The organism is Lebetimonas sp. JS138 (assembly GCF_000523335.1).
Classification (GTDB): Bacteria; Campylobacterota; Campylobacteria; order Campylobacterales; family Nautiliaceae; genus Lebetimonas.
Genome location: NZ_ATHT01000001.1, coordinates 155,835 through 170,828, shown reverse-complemented (window position 1 = coordinate 170,828; position 14,994 = coordinate 155,835). Strand labels below are relative to the sequence as shown.

General features: G+C 31.8%; 15 protein-coding genes and 1 tRNA gene. 14 read left to right on the top strand and 2 right to left on the bottom strand.

What is annotated here, in order from left to right; genetic code table 11:
• Positions 1-41 precede the first annotated feature (41 nt).
• The 12 genes from pth (at position 42) to DZ67_RS0100870 (ending at position 12,804) form a co-directional block, all read left to right on the top strand.
• Positions 42-578, top strand: a complete 537-nt coding sequence (pth, locus tag DZ67_RS0100925) for an aminoacyl-tRNA hydrolase (RefSeq protein ID WP_024786840.1) — start codon at positions 42-44, stop codon at positions 576-578.
• Positions 578-1,597, top strand: a complete 1,020-nt coding sequence (locus tag DZ67_RS0100920; protein ID WP_024786839.1) for an LptF/LptG family permease — start codon at positions 578-580, stop codon at positions 1,595-1,597. Before pth ends, DZ67_RS0100920 begins: the two co-directional genes overlap by 1 nt.
• Positions 1,597-2,802: a diaminopimelate decarboxylase gene (lysA, locus tag DZ67_RS0100915; protein ID WP_024791693.1), complete on the top strand. Its 1,206-nt coding sequence runs from the start codon at positions 1,597-1,599 to the stop codon at positions 2,800-2,802. Before DZ67_RS0100920 ends, lysA begins: the two co-directional genes overlap by 1 nt.
• A gap of 112 nt (positions 2,803-2,914) precedes the next feature.
• Positions 2,915-3,385: an HAD hydrolase-like protein gene (locus DZ67_RS0100910; protein ID WP_024786837.1), complete on the top strand. Its 471-nt coding sequence runs from the start codon at positions 2,915-2,917 to the stop codon at positions 3,383-3,385.
• A complete protein-coding gene (gene pheA / locus DZ67_RS0100905; protein WP_024791692.1) occupies positions 3,373-4,437 on the top strand; it encodes a prephenate dehydratase in 1,065 nt (354 codons plus the stop codon). Before DZ67_RS0100910 ends, pheA begins: the two co-directional genes overlap by 13 nt.
• Before the next feature lie 87 nt (positions 4,438-4,524).
• On the top strand, positions 4,525-5,598 hold the full coding sequence (gene hisC / locus DZ67_RS0100900; protein ID WP_024786835.1) for a histidinol-phosphate transaminase: 1,074 nt from the start codon (positions 4,525-4,527) through the stop codon (positions 5,596-5,598).
• On the top strand, positions 5,595-7,280 hold the full coding sequence (fliF, locus tag DZ67_RS0100895) for a flagellar basal-body MS-ring/collar protein FliF (RefSeq protein ID WP_024786834.1): 1,686 nt from the start codon (positions 5,595-5,597) through the stop codon (positions 7,278-7,280). The genes hisC and fliF overlap by 4 nt, the downstream gene beginning before the upstream one ends.
• A complete protein-coding gene (gene fliG / locus DZ67_RS0100890; protein ID WP_024786833.1) occupies positions 7,281-8,306 on the top strand; it encodes a flagellar motor switch protein FliG in 1,026 nt (341 codons plus the stop codon). It begins immediately after the preceding gene.
• Positions 8,299-9,066: a flagellar assembly protein FliH gene (fliH, locus tag DZ67_RS0100885; RefSeq protein WP_024790501.1), complete on the top strand. Its 768-nt coding sequence runs from the start codon at positions 8,299-8,301 to the stop codon at positions 9,064-9,066. The genes fliG and fliH overlap by 8 nt, the downstream gene beginning before the upstream one ends.
• Positions 9,062-10,885 (top strand): 1-deoxy-D-xylulose-5-phosphate synthase, encoded by a 1,824-nt coding sequence (gene dxs / locus DZ67_RS0100880; protein WP_024786831.1) that lies wholly within the window; start codon positions 9,062-9,064, stop codon positions 10,883-10,885. Before fliH ends, dxs begins: the two co-directional genes overlap by 5 nt.
• Positions 10,886-10,913: 28 nt before the next feature.
• The gene (locus DZ67_RS0100875; RefSeq protein WP_024786830.1) at positions 10,914-11,198 is read left to right on the top strand and encodes a phasin family protein; all 285 of its coding nucleotides are present in this window, start codon (positions 10,914-10,916) and stop codon (positions 11,196-11,198) included.
• The gene (locus DZ67_RS0100870; protein ID WP_024786829.1) at positions 11,185-12,804 is read left to right on the top strand and encodes an ABC1 kinase family protein; all 1,620 of its coding nucleotides are present in this window, start codon (positions 11,185-11,187) and stop codon (positions 12,802-12,804) included. Before DZ67_RS0100875 ends, DZ67_RS0100870 begins: the two co-directional genes overlap by 14 nt.
• Positions 12,805-12,829: 25 nt before the next feature.
• Here the strand turns inward: DZ67_RS0100870 and DZ67_RS0100865 are convergent.
• Both DZ67_RS0100865 and DZ67_RS0100860 read right to left on the bottom strand, forming a co-directional pair.
• Positions 12,830-12,915 (bottom strand) — tRNA-Leu (locus DZ67_RS0100865).
• A gap of 38 nt (positions 12,916-12,953) precedes the next feature.
• Positions 12,954-13,229, bottom strand: a complete 276-nt coding sequence (locus DZ67_RS0100860) for an HU family DNA-binding protein (protein WP_024786828.1) — start codon at positions 13,227-13,229, stop codon at positions 12,954-12,956.
• A 105-nt stretch (positions 13,230-13,334) separates the two neighbouring features.
• Here DZ67_RS0100860 and DZ67_RS0100855 point away from each other — a divergent pair, with 105 nt between their 5' ends.
• Positions 13,335-13,781 carry a CoA-binding protein gene (locus tag DZ67_RS0100855; protein WP_024790499.1) on the top strand — a complete coding sequence of 149 codons (447 nt, stop codon included), beginning with the start codon at positions 13,335-13,337 and terminating at the stop codon, positions 13,779-13,781.
• Positions 13,778-14,986 (top strand): threonine ammonia-lyase, encoded by a 1,209-nt coding sequence (gene ilvA, locus DZ67_RS0100850; RefSeq protein ID WP_024786826.1) that lies wholly within the window; start codon positions 13,778-13,780, stop codon positions 14,984-14,986. Before DZ67_RS0100855 ends, ilvA begins: the two co-directional genes overlap by 4 nt.
• Positions 14,987-14,994 lie beyond the last annotated feature (8 nt).

The following is a 14,994-nucleotide window of genomic DNA, read 5'->3' as shown; positions in this document are numbered from 1 at the left end:
TCTCCCCTTTAGGGGAATAAAAAATAAAAGAAAAGTAAAAAATGAAACTTATTGTAGGACTTGGAAATCCTGGTAAAAAATATGAGCTTAATCGTCACAATGTTGGTTTTTTGGCGGTTGATTATCTTATAAACGAATTTAACGCCTACAAAAACGGTAATTTTAAAGGTGAACTTTTTAAATCAGAAGATTTTCTTTTTTTAAAACCCGCGACATATATGAATTTAAGCGGTGAAAGCGTAGTTTTGGTTAAAAACTTTTATAAATTGGACAATAAAAATATAATTGTCGTTCATGATGATCTGGATTTGAAACTGGGTGCGCTTAAATTTAAAAGAGCCGGTGGCAACGGCGGTCATAACGGATTAAAATCCATTGATAAATTTATAGGAAATGATTATTACAGAGTAAGAATTGGTATAGGCAGGCCTGAGAGAAAAGAAGAAGTTGTAAACTACGTGCTTAGCGATTTTAAAAATGATGAAGTAGAATGTGTTAAAAAGCTTTTTCCCGTGATTAAAGAAGCCGTAAAAGATATTGAAAATGCCGCTTCAAAATATACAAGGAAATCCTGTTAATGTTTTTTTTATATATTCTGAAAAAATTTTCCAAAAATTTTTTTCTGTTTTTATTCAGTCTTTCTTTTTTGTATCTTTTACTGGATTTAATAGGTAATTTTTCAAAACTGCCTCATTCTTCAAATTTGCTGATATTATATAGCGTGTATGTTATCAGTTACTCATTTGAAAATTTTTATCCTTTGGCTCTGATTTTTTCTTTTTTATATACTATTTATCATTTTATAAAATTCAATACATTGGTCTCTTTTTATTCTTTGGGATTTTCCAAAAATAAAATATTATTTGTGTTTTTAATTTTTTCTTTATCTGTTTATTTTATATTTATTGTTTTAGATAATACAAATTATGTTTATTTCAATCAAAAAGCTCAAAATATTCTGTTGAATAAAAAATTAAAAAAAGAAAATCTTTTTTTAAAATATAAAAACAGTATTGTGTATATAAAAGAATTAAAGCCTCTTTTAAAAAAAGCTTACTGTGTTAAAATATTTACTTTGGAGGGGATGAAAGTAAAAAAAATAATAAATATAAAAGAAGCCGAATATAAAAACAATAAATGGATGGGAAACAATGTGACAATTGAAATGTTTGATAAAAACAGACTTATTATAAAAAAAGAAAACCATTTAAATGTTTTAGCTGATTTTGAGCCACTTGTATTATCAAATTTGAAAAAACTGGAATCAATTTCTATAAAAGATGCTCTCTTGGCTATGAAAATTTTCAAAAGTATAAAATTAAATAAAATTATATCAATTTTAATGTTTAAGATATTAACCCCTCTGAGTTTAATACTGTTTTTGATATATTTAATGTATAGTGCGCCTGTGCATCAGAGAATTTCTTCAATTTCATTTTTTTTGATAAAATCAGTTTTCTTTTCCGTGTTTTTATGGGGGGCAAATTTACTTCTTTATAAATTTGTAAAACAGGGCGTGATAAACCCCTTTATTTTGACTTTGCCTCTGTTTTTTGTGTTAGTATTGGATATTTATGTTATTAAAAAGGAGAATTAATGAATTTTAAATATTTGGCAAAAAAATATGACACGCCTTTGTATGTATATGATTTTAATTATTTTGGCGAGCAGTTCAACAAATTAAAAAAAGTTTTTAAAGCAAGAAAAAGTATTATAGCCTATGCTGTTAAAGCCAATTCGAACTTAAGTGTAATAAATCATTTTGCCTCTCTTGGAAGCGGGGCGGACTGTGTCAGTATAGGCGAAGTTAAAAGAGCTTTGCTTGCGGGAATAAATAAATACAAAATAATTTTCAGCGGCGTGGGAAAAAGGGATGATGAGATAAAAGAATCTTTAGAAAAAGATATTTTGATGCTCAATATTGAAAGCGAGGCGGAATTAAAAAGAATTGAAGAAATTGCTAAAAATTTAGGAAAAGTTGCAAGAATTAGCATTAGAGTAAATCCAAATATAGACCCAAAAACTCATCCATATATTTCAACAGGTCTTCATGAAAATAAATTTGGCGTTGATATAGAAACAGCTAAAAAGCTTTATATTTATGCTAAAAAAAGTGAAAATTTAAATCCGATAGGAATTCATTTTCATATAGGAAGTCAGTTAACAGAACTTGAGCCTATTAAAGAGGCTAGTCATATAGTTGCTGATTTAGTAAGGAGTTTAAAAGCTATAAATATTGATATTAAATTTTTTGATGTCGGAGGAGGTTTAGGAATAAGATATAAGGATGAAGAATTAATTGAACCATATGACTATGCCCAGGCAATTTTATCCACTTTAAACGGACTTGATGTAACTATTATATGCGAGCCTGGAAGATTTTTAGTTGGAAACGGGGGATGGTTTTTAACTAAAGTTTTATATGAAAAAACAAATTCCGATAAAAGATTTGTAATAGTTGATGGGGCAATGAATGATTTGATAAGACCGAGCCTGTACGGGGCATATCATAAAATTGAGGTTTTAAATGAAAATAAAGAAAAAAGCAAAGCTAACATTGTGGGCCCGATTTGTGAAAGCGGAGATTTTTTTGCAAAAGATATGGAAATTGCCAAAACGGATCCCGGGGATTTGGTTTTAATACATTCTGCCGGGGCATATGGTTTTTCAATGAGCAGTAATTACAATACAAGACCCAGAGCAGCGGAAGTTGCGGTGATTAATGGGAAAGACAGGCTTATTAGAAGAAGGGAAACTTTTGAGGATTTAATAGCATGTGAAATTGATTATTTGAAGAAGTGAAAAATAGTGAATAGTAAGTGGTGAGCCTGCCCGGCCGCTTGCAAAGCGGCGGGGTTGTGAGTTTATAAGCGGCAGTATTGCTCCTTTTGGTAACAGTGAATTTGTTAAAATAATGAAAAAAAATTTTAAAATTGATTTTGATAATCCTGATAATGTAATTTTGGGAATAAAAGTCTATTCTTCAGATGAAATTGCAGATATTATTGAATATTTGACAAGGGGGGCCAATTTAATAGGAATGCATAAAACTTCATTTTACCGTAAAAACAATAAGCGTTATCCTGGACTCGGGGCAATTTTGGAAATGCTGAAATATGCCACAAACAAAAATTATGAGGTTGTTGGAAAACCAAGTTTAAATTTTTTTGAAGCTGCAAGAATTAAAATTTCTTTAAATTATGATAAAATTACCATAATTAGTGATGATTTAATAGGGGATTTATTGCCTGCCGGTAAACTTGGTATGAAAACGGCTTTGGTTTTAAGCGGTAAAATTAAAAATTCAGATGAAATAAATCAAAAAGTGGATTTTACAGCTGAAAATATTGGAGAATTTTTAAAAAGGAAAGAATTTTGGATTTAAAAAAATTAAGAGAAGAAATAGATAAAATTGATAATAATATTTTAAAACTTCTTAATAAAAGAATGGAAATTGTCAAAAAAGTGGGAGAGATTAAAAATTCTTCCAATACCCCCGTATACAGGCCGGAAAGAGAAAAGGAAATAATAGAAAGATTAAACAGATTAAGCCAAGCACAAAACGGAATATTAAAAAAAGAACATATAGAGGCGATATTTTTGGAAATTTTTGCAATAAGCAGAACGCTTGAAAGAAGTGAAAGAATTGCTTTTTTAGGCCCTGTCGGAACATATACACATCAGGCGGCGGAACATAAATTCGGGGCAAACGCCAAATATCTGCCTTTACTTAATATAGAAGCCGTATTTAAAGCCGTACACAATAAAGAGGCTAAATACGGGGTTGTGCCTATCGAAAACAATACAGAAGGTGTTGTGGGTATAACTCTTGATTCACTTAAAAAATATAATGTAAAAATAGTTTCAGAGGTTTGTCTTGACATTCATCACTCTTTTGCTTCTGTTCAGGACGAACTTGCAAATATAAAAAGAGTGTATTCACACCCGCAGGGTTATAATCAGTGTCTTAATTTTCTTGAAACGCATGGACTTTTGGATGTTGAATTTATTCCGACCGAGTCAACGGCAAAAGCTGCTGAACTTGCAAGCAAAGATGAAAAAAGTGCTGCTATATGTTCAAAAATAGCAGCTAAACTTTATAATGTTCCTTTACTTTTTGAAAAAATAGAAGACAATCTGGCGAACAGAACAAGATTCATAATAATAAGCGATTTTAAAACTCAAAAAAGTGGAAATGACAAAACAAGTGTAATTGCAAAAACTTCCCATAAAACAGGGGCTTTGTTTAATTTGCTTAAAAAATTTAAAGATAAGAACATAAACCTTTTAAAAATAGAAAGCAGACCTAATAAAGACGATACATTTAATACATGGTTTTATATAGATTTTGAAGGACATATAGAAGATGAAGCTGTTAAAAACTTAATAGAAGAGGAAAATATGCTTTGGCTCGGCAGTTATCTCAGGGAATGCTAAAATAGTGAGTGGTGAGCCTGTCCGGCCGCTTGCAAAGCGGCGGGGTGGTGAGTTGTGAGTAGGAAATATTGATAATAAAGGAAGAAAATGTTTGAAAATTTAAATAATTTAAAAACATATGAAGCTGGAAAGCCTATAGAATTGGTGGTGAGGGAATACGGTATAAAGCCTTCGGAAATAATAAAACTTGCAAGTAATGAAAATCCGTACGGTCCTCCCCCTATGGCGATAGAAGCCGTAAAAAAGACAGCTAAAAATATGCACAGATATCCTGACGACAGTTATTATGAATTAAAAGACGCTTTATCTGAAAGATTTGATATAAAAAATGAAAATATAATTATAGGGGCAGGAAGCGATCAAATCTTGGAATTTGCAATTCATGCGATACTGCCAAAAAAAGTTTTAATGGCAGGTATAACATTTGCGATGTATGAAATTTATTCAAAACAGTTCGGGGCTGAAATATTAAAAACAAAATCAGATAAACATAATTTAGAAGAGTTTTATGAAATCTATAAACAACAAAATCCGGAAATTATATTTTTATGTATTCCTAATAATCCTTTGGGGGAATGTATAGATGCCAAGGATGTTTTTAGCTTTATAGAAAAAATAGATGATGATACTTTAATAATAATAGACGGGGCATATCAGGAATATGCCTCTTTCAAAGATAAAAACAAAGAAATAAAACCAAAAGAAATTTTAAAATATAAAAATGTGCTATACACCGGAACTTTTTCAAAAGCCTACGGACTTGGCGGTATGAGGGTTGGATACGGAATTGCCAATGAATTTATTATAAAAAACCTTCATAAATTAAGACCCCCTTTTAATATTACCACGCTTTCGCTTAAAGCTGCCATAGAAGCTTTGAAAGATAAAGAATTTGTGAAAATGGGAATTGAGCTTAATTTTGAAGAAATGAAAAGATATGAAATCTTCGCAAAAGAAAATAATTTGAATTTTATTGAAAGTTATACAAATTTTATTGTTTTATTTTTAAAAAATTCTACATCAGTTGCCAATAATCTGCTAAAAAAAGGTATAATTGTAAGAGATATGGTCAGTTATGGCTTTGATGCAATAAGGATTACGATAGGTAAAAAAGAAGAAAATGAAAAAGTTTTAAATTTATTAAAAGGTTTGATTAATTGAATTTTGAAGAATTATTTAAACAAATAATTGCTTTTAGCAAAAATTTAAATAAAAAACAGAAAATTGTTATCGGTATAACAATAGGCGCTTTTGTTTTATTGATTTCTTTTTTGGTTGTTTATAATTCTTCGACTTCTTTAAAAAAAGATAATTACAGTGTTCTTTTTGAAAATTTAAAACCAAAAGACGCTGCTTTAATTGCCCAATATTTAGATAAGAAAAAAATTTCATATGTTATTCCAAGCGACGGTATTATAGAAGTTCCGAAAGACAAAGTGGAAAAACTAAGAATTGAAATTGCAGCTCAGGGCCTCCCGAAAGCGAGCAATGTAGGTTTTGAACTGTTTAATAAAAACAGTTTTGGGGCAACTGCTTTTGAAGAAAAAATTAAATACTTAAGAGCTCTTGAAGGAGAGCTTGCCAACACTGTTGAAGCAATAGATGCGGTGGAAGAAGCAAAAGTAAATATTGCACTTCCAAAAGAAAGTGTTTTTGTTTCCAAACAGACTCCTCCGAGTGCATCTGTAATGATTAAATTAAAGCCGAATATGATATTAACCCCTAAGCAGATTAAAGGTATTAAATATTTAGTTGCCGCCGCAGTTCCTAAACTTAAACCGGAAAATGTAAAAATTATAGACCAGTACGGGAATTTACTTGGTGAAAATGATGAATTAAGCTCTAATAATGAGCTTTTGAGAACAGAAATATTATATAAAAAAAGACTTGAAAAAGAACTTGAAGATAAAATAACTTCCATTCTTGCCCCAATTGTGGGAGGAGATGATAAAATTGTGGCAAAAGTCAATCTGGATATTGATTTTTCCAAAGTAAAATCGCATTCGACCATTTATTCCCCGGACAATGTTGTAAGAAGCGAACAGACTGTAGATGAAGAAAAAACAGGATACGGAGAAAAAAAAGTAGGGGGAGTTCCCGGGGCAGTAAGTAATATCGGGCCGGTTCAGGGAAGTAAATCCAATCAGATCAAAAATAAATATACAAAAAGCGAAGACACAACCAATTATGAAATATCAACCACTATAAAAGACACAATAGCACCTCTTGCAAAGATAAAAAGGGTTACCGCAGCCGTAGTGGTGGACGGAAATTATAAAAAAGACAAAAACGGCAAAATTGTGTTTGTACCGTTGGATAAAATAGAACTGGCAAATATTAATAATCTGGTTAAAAATACTATAGGCTTTGATTCAAAAAGAGGGGATAGTGTAAGCGTCAGCTGTTTTCAGTTTAATCATCTGAATTCTCAAAAAAAATCATCAGTGGAAAATATAATGGACAATGTGCAAGTATATTTAGGACCCGTTGAAAATATAATAAAATATTTAATTTTGTTAATTATATTGTTTGTTTTTTATAAAAAGGTCATTGCTCCTTTTTCCCAAAAAATGTTAGAAGTCAAATCGGGAGAAGAAATTAAAAAACCTAAAAAAACACTTGAAATTGAAGAAGAGGAAGAAGAGAATACATATGATAAAATAAAAGAACTCAAAGAAAAAGTTGAAACACAGCTTGGAATATCTTCAAATGTTGATGAAGAAGAATTAAAATATGATGTTTTGCTTGAAAGAATTACAAAAATGGTGGAGGATAAAACGCAAGATGTGGCTAAAGTACTTGAAAATTTATTAAAAGAGGAAGAACATCAAAAAGGAATATAAATGGCTTTAACACCCCAGCAGCAGGCGATTTTAGATGAATTATCAATGCCAGAAAAAATAGCTATTTTATTGATTCAACTGGGCGAAGATTTAACAGCGCAGATTTTTTCTTATATGGATGTTAATTCAATTACTGAAATTAGTAAATATATAGCAACAGCGAAAGCTATTGATAAAGCAGTTGCCGCCGCTGTTTTAGAAGAATTTTATGTAATCTTTCAATCCAATCAATACATTGCAAGCGGCGGTCTTGAGTATGCAAAAGAAATTCTTTATAAAGCTTTAGGCCCTGAAGAAGCCAAAAAAGTTTTGGATAAGCTTTCCAAATCCCTTCAAAGTGAGCAGACATTTGGTTTTTTACAAAAAGTAAAACCGCAGCAGCTTGCAGATTTTATTGTAAATGAACATCCTCAGACGATTGCTTTGATTTTGGCTCATATGGATCCAACCAGTGCGGCTGAAACTCTAAGTTATTTCCCTGATGAATTAAGAGCAGAAGTATTAATCAGAATGAGTAATTTAGGTGATATTTCTCCTCAGATAATTAAAAAAGTAAGTGCTATTCTTGAAACCAAACTTGAATCGCTTACAGGATACAAAGTGGAAATCGGAGGTGTAAGGTTTGTTGCTGAAATATTCAACAGGCTCGGTCAGAAAGCGGCTAAAGAAACATTAAAATATATTGAACAGATTAATTCTGATCTGGCTGAAAAGATAAAAGAAAAAATGTTTACATTCGAAGATATACTTAAACTCGATAATACCGCTATAAGGGAAATTTTAAAAGAGGCAGATAAAAATACATTGATGATTGCCCTAAAAGGTGCACCTGAAGAGCTTAAGCAAAAATTTTTGTCCAATATGTCTCAACGTGCTTCCCAGGCTTTCGAAGAAGAGATGCAGTTTTTGGGGCCAGTCAAGGTAAAAGATGTTGAAGCAGCTCAAAGAAAAATAGTTGAAATTGTACAAAAACTTGCTGAAGAAGGTAAAATAGCAGTGGGTGCCGAGGAGGAGGTAATTGAGTAAAATAATTTCTAACGAAAATTCTAATAAACATATTGTCAAACCTTATAAATTTAAAGAATTAAATAATAATGAATCTGAAAAAACAACAATTGAAAAAAAAGATGAGCAAATTGAAAAAGAAGAAAATAATATGCAAAAAAACACGGAATCAAGCAATGAATTGATAGAAAGACTGCTCGCTAAAATTGAAGAGATGAGCAATAATATTGTAAATATTGAAAACAGTTTTCAAAATCAGTTAAATGAATGTAAAAAACAGACAGATATTGAAAAACAAAAGGCTTTTGAAGAAGGGTACAAAAAAGGAATCCAGGAGGGTAAAAAAGAGATTGAAGATACTTTTAGCGAAAAAATGAAATTATTGGAAACTTCAATCGAAAAAATAGACAAAATAAATGAAACGTTTGAAGAGAAAATAGTGTCTATTGAAAAAGAGCTTATTTCTGTAGCACTCGATATTGCAAAAGAGGTAATCCAAAAAGAAATCAGTGAAAATTCCAAAGAAATAGCATATAACTTGGCCAAATCTTTAATGGATGAGGTAAAAGATGCTACAAAAATAAAAATAAAAGTTAATCCAAAAGATGCCGAATTTCTAAAAAACAAAGATTTAAAAAATGTTGAAATTATTGAAGACCCTGCTATAAAAGAAGGCGGGGTTGTTATAATAAGCGATATAGGAAATATTGACGCAGAAATAATTAACAGGTTTAAAGCTATAAAAGAGTCGATTTTAGAGGAGAGAAACAGTGAAAATTGATGTTAAAAAAATGAGTGTAGAAGAATTGAATGAATTAGCCAAGAAAATAAGAGAGAGGATACTTGATGTTGTTTCAAGAAAAGGGGGTCATTTAAGCTCCACACTTGGGGCTGTAGATTTAATTATAGGAATGCATTATGTTTTTGACGTTGAAAAAGACCCTTTTATTTTTGATGTTTCACATCAGGCATATGCACATAAACTTTTAACCGGCAGATGGGAAGAATTTGAGAGTTTAAGGCAGTTTGGGGGAATAAGCGGGTATACAAAACCAAGAGAAAGCAGATATGATTATTTCAGTGCCGGGCATTCGTCTACATCTATTTCAGTGGCACTTGGAGCTGCAAAAGCCATAAAATTAAAAAAAGAAGAAAGAATTCCTGTAGTATTAATTGGCGACGGTGCTATGGGTGCTGGAATGGTGTATGAAGCAATGAATGAACTTGGCGATTTGAAACTTCCTGTTGTTATTATTTTAAATGACAATGAAATGAGCATAGGAAGACCTATAGGGGCAGTAAGTAAATATCTGACAAAGTTAAAAGCTAAAAAACATTATCAGAATTTTAAAGACAAATTTAAAAAAATACTCAATTTTATGCCCGAAGATGTAAAATTTACTGCTAAAAAAATGGAAGAGTTTTTCAGTGTTAACGGTATCTTTTTTGAAGAAATGGGGCTTGAATATATCGGCCCTATTGACGGGCACAATATTGAAGAAATAATAGAAACGTTAAAAATTGCAAAAGAGCTTAAAAAACCTGTTGTTGTCCATGCCAAAACGGTAAAAGGCAAGGGTTATAAACAGGCTGAAGGCTATTATGAACACTGGCACGGCGTATCTCCTTTTGATATAGCGACCGGGGAGCCTCTTAAAAAAAGCTCTCTTAACGCTACCAAGGTTTTTGCCAATGCTTTGCTTGAAATAGCCAAAAATGATGAAAAAGTGGTCGGTGTTACCGCCGCAATGCCGAGTGGGACAGGAATGAAAGAGTTAATGAAAGAATTTCCCGAAAGGTTTTGGGATGTGGGAATTGCAGAGCAGCATGCGGTAACTTCAATGGCTCCTATGGCAAAAGAAGGTTTTATTCCTTTTGTTGCAATTTATTCAACATTCTTACAAAGAGGATATGATCAGGTGATTCATGATGTTTGTCTTGATAATTATCCGGTTAGGTTCGCAATAGACAGGGCGGGAATTGTAGGAGCCGACGGGGAAACACATCAGGGTGTTTTTGATGTGGGGTATTTAAGAATAATTCCAAACATGACCCTTTTTGCACCGAGGGATTTTAATACATTAAGAAAGGCCGTGGAATTTGCCTATAAATTTAACAGCTCTCCTTGTGCGTTTAGATATCCGAGGGGGGCGTTTGAACTTGAAGATAAGATATTTGAACCGAAAGATTTTGAACTTGGAAAAGGCGAAATTCTAATAGACAGTAAAAATATTATGCTGATTGCTTATGGAAACGGTGTGGGGAAAGCTTATAGGGTTTATAAACTGTTAAAAGAAAAAGGAATAGACAGTGGAATAGTTGATTTAAGATTTGTAAAACCGTTTGATAAAGAGCTTTTAAGAAGTTTAGAAGCTAAAAAGTGGTATGTAATCAGTGATAATGCAAAAGAAGGCGGAATTGCCGAAATGCTCAGTGAATTTGTAAATGAACAAAATTTGGATGTTGAAATTGAAAGTTTTGAATATCCGGATATTTTTATTCCTCATGGGAATGTTAAAGAAGTTGAGAAATTTTTAGGTGTGGATGAAAATTCTATTGCTAATGAAATTTTAAAAAAATGTAGTATAATAAAAATGTAATATAATAAATAAAAAAAAGGAGGGATGTATGAATATTCAGGATTTAGTTAAAATTGGTATAGGAAGTGTTTTTTTGGCAAAAGAGAAAATGGAAGAATTAATTGAAGAAGCTAAAAAGAGGGGAGAACTTAGCGAAAAAGAAGCCAGTGAACTTATAAATGAGATGAAAAAAGAATCCGAGCAAAAAATGGAAGAAATAAAAAGATTGATAAAAGAAGAAGTAAAAAAAGAATTATCCGAAATCGGAGTTGCAACAAAAGAGGATATTAAAAGAATTGAAGAAAAACTTGATAATTTGAATGTTAAAAAATAGTATTTATGAATTAAAAAGAACAAAAGATATAATTTTTGTTCTTGCAAAGTATGGATTTGGAGATATAATAGAGAGTTTAGGTGTTCCTGTCCCTTTCAAAAAAAACAAGTCGAAATTATCCAGAAATGAAAGAATCAGAAAAGCAATAGAAGAGCTGGGCCCTACTTTTATAAAAATGGCCCAGCTTCTTTCTTTGCGCCCGGATTTAATACCCATAGATTTAGCCAAAGAGTTTGAAAAACTTCAGGATAATGTCTCTCCTATGCCTTTTGAAAAAATAAAAAGTGTTATTGAAGAGGCATTAAATAAAAAAATAGAAGATTATTTTATAGGAGATTTTACTTTATTAGCCAGTGCATCAATTGGTCAGGTTTATAAAGCTGCTTTAAGAACAGGTGAAATTGTAGCTGTAAAAGTATTAAAACCTGGTATTGAGGATAAAATTTTATTAGATATTGCCATTTTGCAGAGACTGGCTGAAATTATAAGAAGCCGGCTTTTAATTTATGGAATAGACAGTGTCAGAATAGTGGAAGAATTTGCAAAATCTATAAAAAAAGAACTTGATTTTAATTTAGAATCTCTTAATATGAAAAGATTCAGCGCTAATTTTAAGGGCAATAATGATATAAAGATTCCAAAGCTCTATTTTTCTTCAAAAAAACTACTCGTTATGGAATATATTGATGGAATTAAAATTTCAGATATAAAAAAATTAAAAGAATCCGGTTATGATTTAAAAGAAATTACAAAAAAAGGTTTTGATTTAATATGTGAGCAGATTTTTTTACACAGATTTTTTCATGCCGACCCGCATCCGGGAAATTTAATGGTGTATAAGAATAAAATTGTATTTTTAGATTTTGGAATTATGGGAAGGCTGAGCGTTGAGGACAGGAAATATTTTATAGAACTTATTTACTATGTAATAAAAAATGAGGAAGAAAAAGCGGCTGAATATGTTTTAAAACTCTCTAAAGTTCCAAAAGAAATTGATGTCTCATCTTTTAAAAAAGAGGCGGCTGACATAATATCCACATATTTTTATTCTTCTTTGAAAAATATAGAATTAAAATCTTTAATGGAAGATTTGCTTAGAATTATGAACAGATATAAAATTTTTTTAAAAGAAGACAATTATTTACTTTTAAAATCTTTGGTGACGATGGAGGGGGTAGGTAAAAAATTATATCCTGAATTTAACGCCGCCGAGGAAATTAAGCCGTTTGTAATAAAAACATACAAAAAAATTTTTTCTGTTTTTAATATTTTTAAAAAATCACATGAATTAAATCTTTCTATAATGGAGTTTTTCCAAAAAACCCCTTCCAATATAAATGAAATAATAGATAAAATTAAAAACGGCGAGTTAAAAATAGAATTTGAACATGTCGGTTTAGATGAAATAGAAGAGAGTATGAAGAATTCTTTCAACAGACTCTCTTTAGCAGTTATTATAGCTTCTATTTTAATAGGCTCTTCAATGCTTTTATCTTTTTATGTTCCGCCTATGATGGGACATATTTCTATTTTAGGGCTTGGAGGATTTGTTTTTGCATTTGTTTTGGGGGTATTGCTGATTCTTGCCATTATAAAACAAAAATAATTTTGAAAAGTATAAATTATTAAAATGGTACCGGCGGTGGGACTCGAACCCACATGAGCAGAGCTCATCGGATTTTGAGTCCGACGCGTCTACCAGTTCCGCCACGCCGGCTTGGAGTGAAATTATATCAAAAAAAAGAAAAAAAAGAATTATTTGTTTAATAATTCTTTTAGTTTTTTCCCTACTTTGAATTTTACAGATTTAGTTTCAGGAATTTTGATTTCTTTTCCTGTTCCCGGCACCCTTGCTGTTCTTGGAGCTCTTGTGACACTCTCAAAGCTTCCAAATCCTATAAAACTAACTTTTTTTCCAGCTTTTAACGCTTCTTCAATTGTTTGAATAGTTGAATCTATTACTGCGTTAGTATCTTTTTTGCTCAAACCTGTTTTTTCAGCAACAGCTGCGATAAGTTCTGATTTTTTCATTTTTCCTCCTTAAATTAGTCTACAAAAAAATTTTACTCTTTTTTTTTATTAAAAATCAAGTGTTTAGGGCTTTTTTTGATATAATTTTGTAAAAAAAGGTAAAAAATGCTCTCTTGTGAGTTACCTACGGCAAAAAATGCCGATAAATCTATTTGCAGTGTATTAAAAAATTCAAAGGTTATTGTTGTGGTCGGTCTTTCTCCAAAGCCTCACAGGGCTTCAAATCAGGTGGCAAAATATATGCAGGAAAACGGATATAAGATTATTCCTGTTTATCCCAGAGAAGATGAAATATTGGGAGAAAAAGTTTATAAAAGTTTGGAAGAGATAGATTTTGAGATTGATATTGTCGATATTTTCAGAAAAAGTGAAGACACCCCGCCGATAGTGGAAAAAGCCATCAAGCTTCCCGGAGTAAAATGTGTTTTTTTACAAGAAGGCATAAAAAATGAAAATTCAAAAAAAATAGCTGAGAATGCGGGAATTTTTTATGTGGAAGATAAATGTATTATGGTTGAACACAAAAGATGTAAAAATGAAGGATTATTATGATTGAACTCGGTAAAATAAAAGAAGCCCAAAAGAGGGTGAATAAGGTAATTTACAAAACGCCTTTTGCCTATGCCCCCACTCTTTCACAAAAAGTGGGAAACGAAATATATTTAAAAAAAGAAAACCTGCAAATTACAGGTGCGTTTAAGTTAAGAGGCGCATTTAATAAAATTGCCGCACTTGGGGATGAAAAGAGAAAAAAAGGAGTAATTGCCGCCAGTGCCGGGAATCATGCACAAGGGGTGGCGTATTCGGCGAGTTATTTTAATGTTCCTTCGGTTATAGTAATGCCTGAAGCCACCCCTCTTACAAAAGTCAGCGGTGTCAAAGAATACGGTGGTGAGGTTGTTTTAGCCGGAAACAATTATGATGAAGCATATGAATATGCCGTAAATTTGGCAAAAGAAAAAGGAGTTGAATTTATTCACCCGTTTGCAGATTTTGATGTAATGGCGGGTCAGGGGACAATAGCCCTTGAAATGCTTGAAGAAATTCCGGATTTGGATTATATATTGGTTCCTGTAGGAGGAGGAGGGTTAATCAGCGGTATAGCCTCTGCGGCAAAACAGATTAATCCTAAAATAAAAGTAATAGGCGTTACAGCGGCGGGTGCACCTGCCATGAGGCTCAGTTTTCTCAGCGGTTCAGTTCAGGACAGTGCTTTTGTAAAAACCATTGCAGACGGCATAGCCGTCAGAGACACTTCCCCTGTAACCTATAATATAATAAAAGAAGTGGTTGATGATATTGTGGAAGTGGATGATGAAGAAATAGCCAATGCAATTTTATTTTTGATGGAAAGACAAAAAGTAGTTGTGGAAGGTGCGGGGGCAGTCGGTGTGGCTGCATTGTTACATCATAAAATAAATTTTAGTGCTCCAAAAAAAGTCGGAGTTGTAATAAGCGGCGGAAATATTGATGTAACAATGGTTAACTTAATTATAGAAAAAGGTCTTTTAAAATCACACAGAAAAATGAAATTGATAGTTACTTTAATAGATAAACCGGGTTCACTTATGAAACTGACTGAAATCTTAACCGAGCAAAAAGCAAATATTGTTCAAATAGGATACGACAGAACAGATTTAAATCTGGCAATTGGTGATGCAAATGTGACAATAGCACTTGAAACAAGAGGATTTGAACATCAGGAAGCCATTAAAAGGGCGCTTCACAAAAATAAATATAAATTTGTAATTCAATAAGGAGAATT

What these genes read in the sequence shown, in the direction of transcription:
- pth (WP_024786840.1), top strand. Translation starts at nt 42, where the DNA reads ATGAAACTTATTGTAGGACTTGGAAATCCTGGTAAAAAATATGAGCTT.
- DZ67_RS0100920 (WP_024786839.1), top strand. Translation starts at nt 578, where the DNA reads ATGTTTTTTTTATATATTCTGAAAAAATTTTCCAAAAATTTTTTTCTG.
- lysA (WP_024791693.1), top strand. Translation starts at nt 1,597, where the DNA reads ATGAATTTTAAATATTTGGCAAAAAAATATGACACGCCTTTGTATGTA.
- DZ67_RS0100910 (WP_024786837.1), top strand. Translation starts at nt 2,915, where the DNA reads ATGAAAAAAAATTTTAAAATTGATTTTGATAATCCTGATAATGTAATT.
- hisC (WP_024786835.1), top strand. Translation starts at nt 4,525, where the DNA reads ATGTTTGAAAATTTAAATAATTTAAAAACATATGAAGCTGGAAAGCCT.
- fliG (WP_024786833.1), top strand. Translation starts at nt 7,281, where the DNA reads ATGGCTTTAACACCCCAGCAGCAGGCGATTTTAGATGAATTATCAATG.
- DZ67_RS0100875 (WP_024786830.1), top strand. Translation starts at nt 10,914, where the DNA reads ATGAATATTCAGGATTTAGTTAAAATTGGTATAGGAAGTGTTTTTTTG.
- DZ67_RS0100870 (WP_024786829.1), top strand. Translation starts at nt 11,185, where the DNA reads ATGTTAAAAAATAGTATTTATGAATTAAAAAGAACAAAAGATATAATT.
- DZ67_RS0100860 (WP_024786828.1), bottom strand. Translation starts at nt 13,229, where the DNA reads ATGAAAAAATCAGAACTTATCGCAGCTGTTGCTGAAAAAACAGGTTTG.
- DZ67_RS0100855 (WP_024790499.1), top strand. Translation starts at nt 13,335, where the DNA reads ATGCTCTCTTGTGAGTTACCTACGGCAAAAAATGCCGATAAATCTATT.
- ilvA (WP_024786826.1), top strand. Translation starts at nt 13,778, where the DNA reads ATGATTGAACTCGGTAAAATAAAAGAAGCCCAAAAGAGGGTGAATAAG.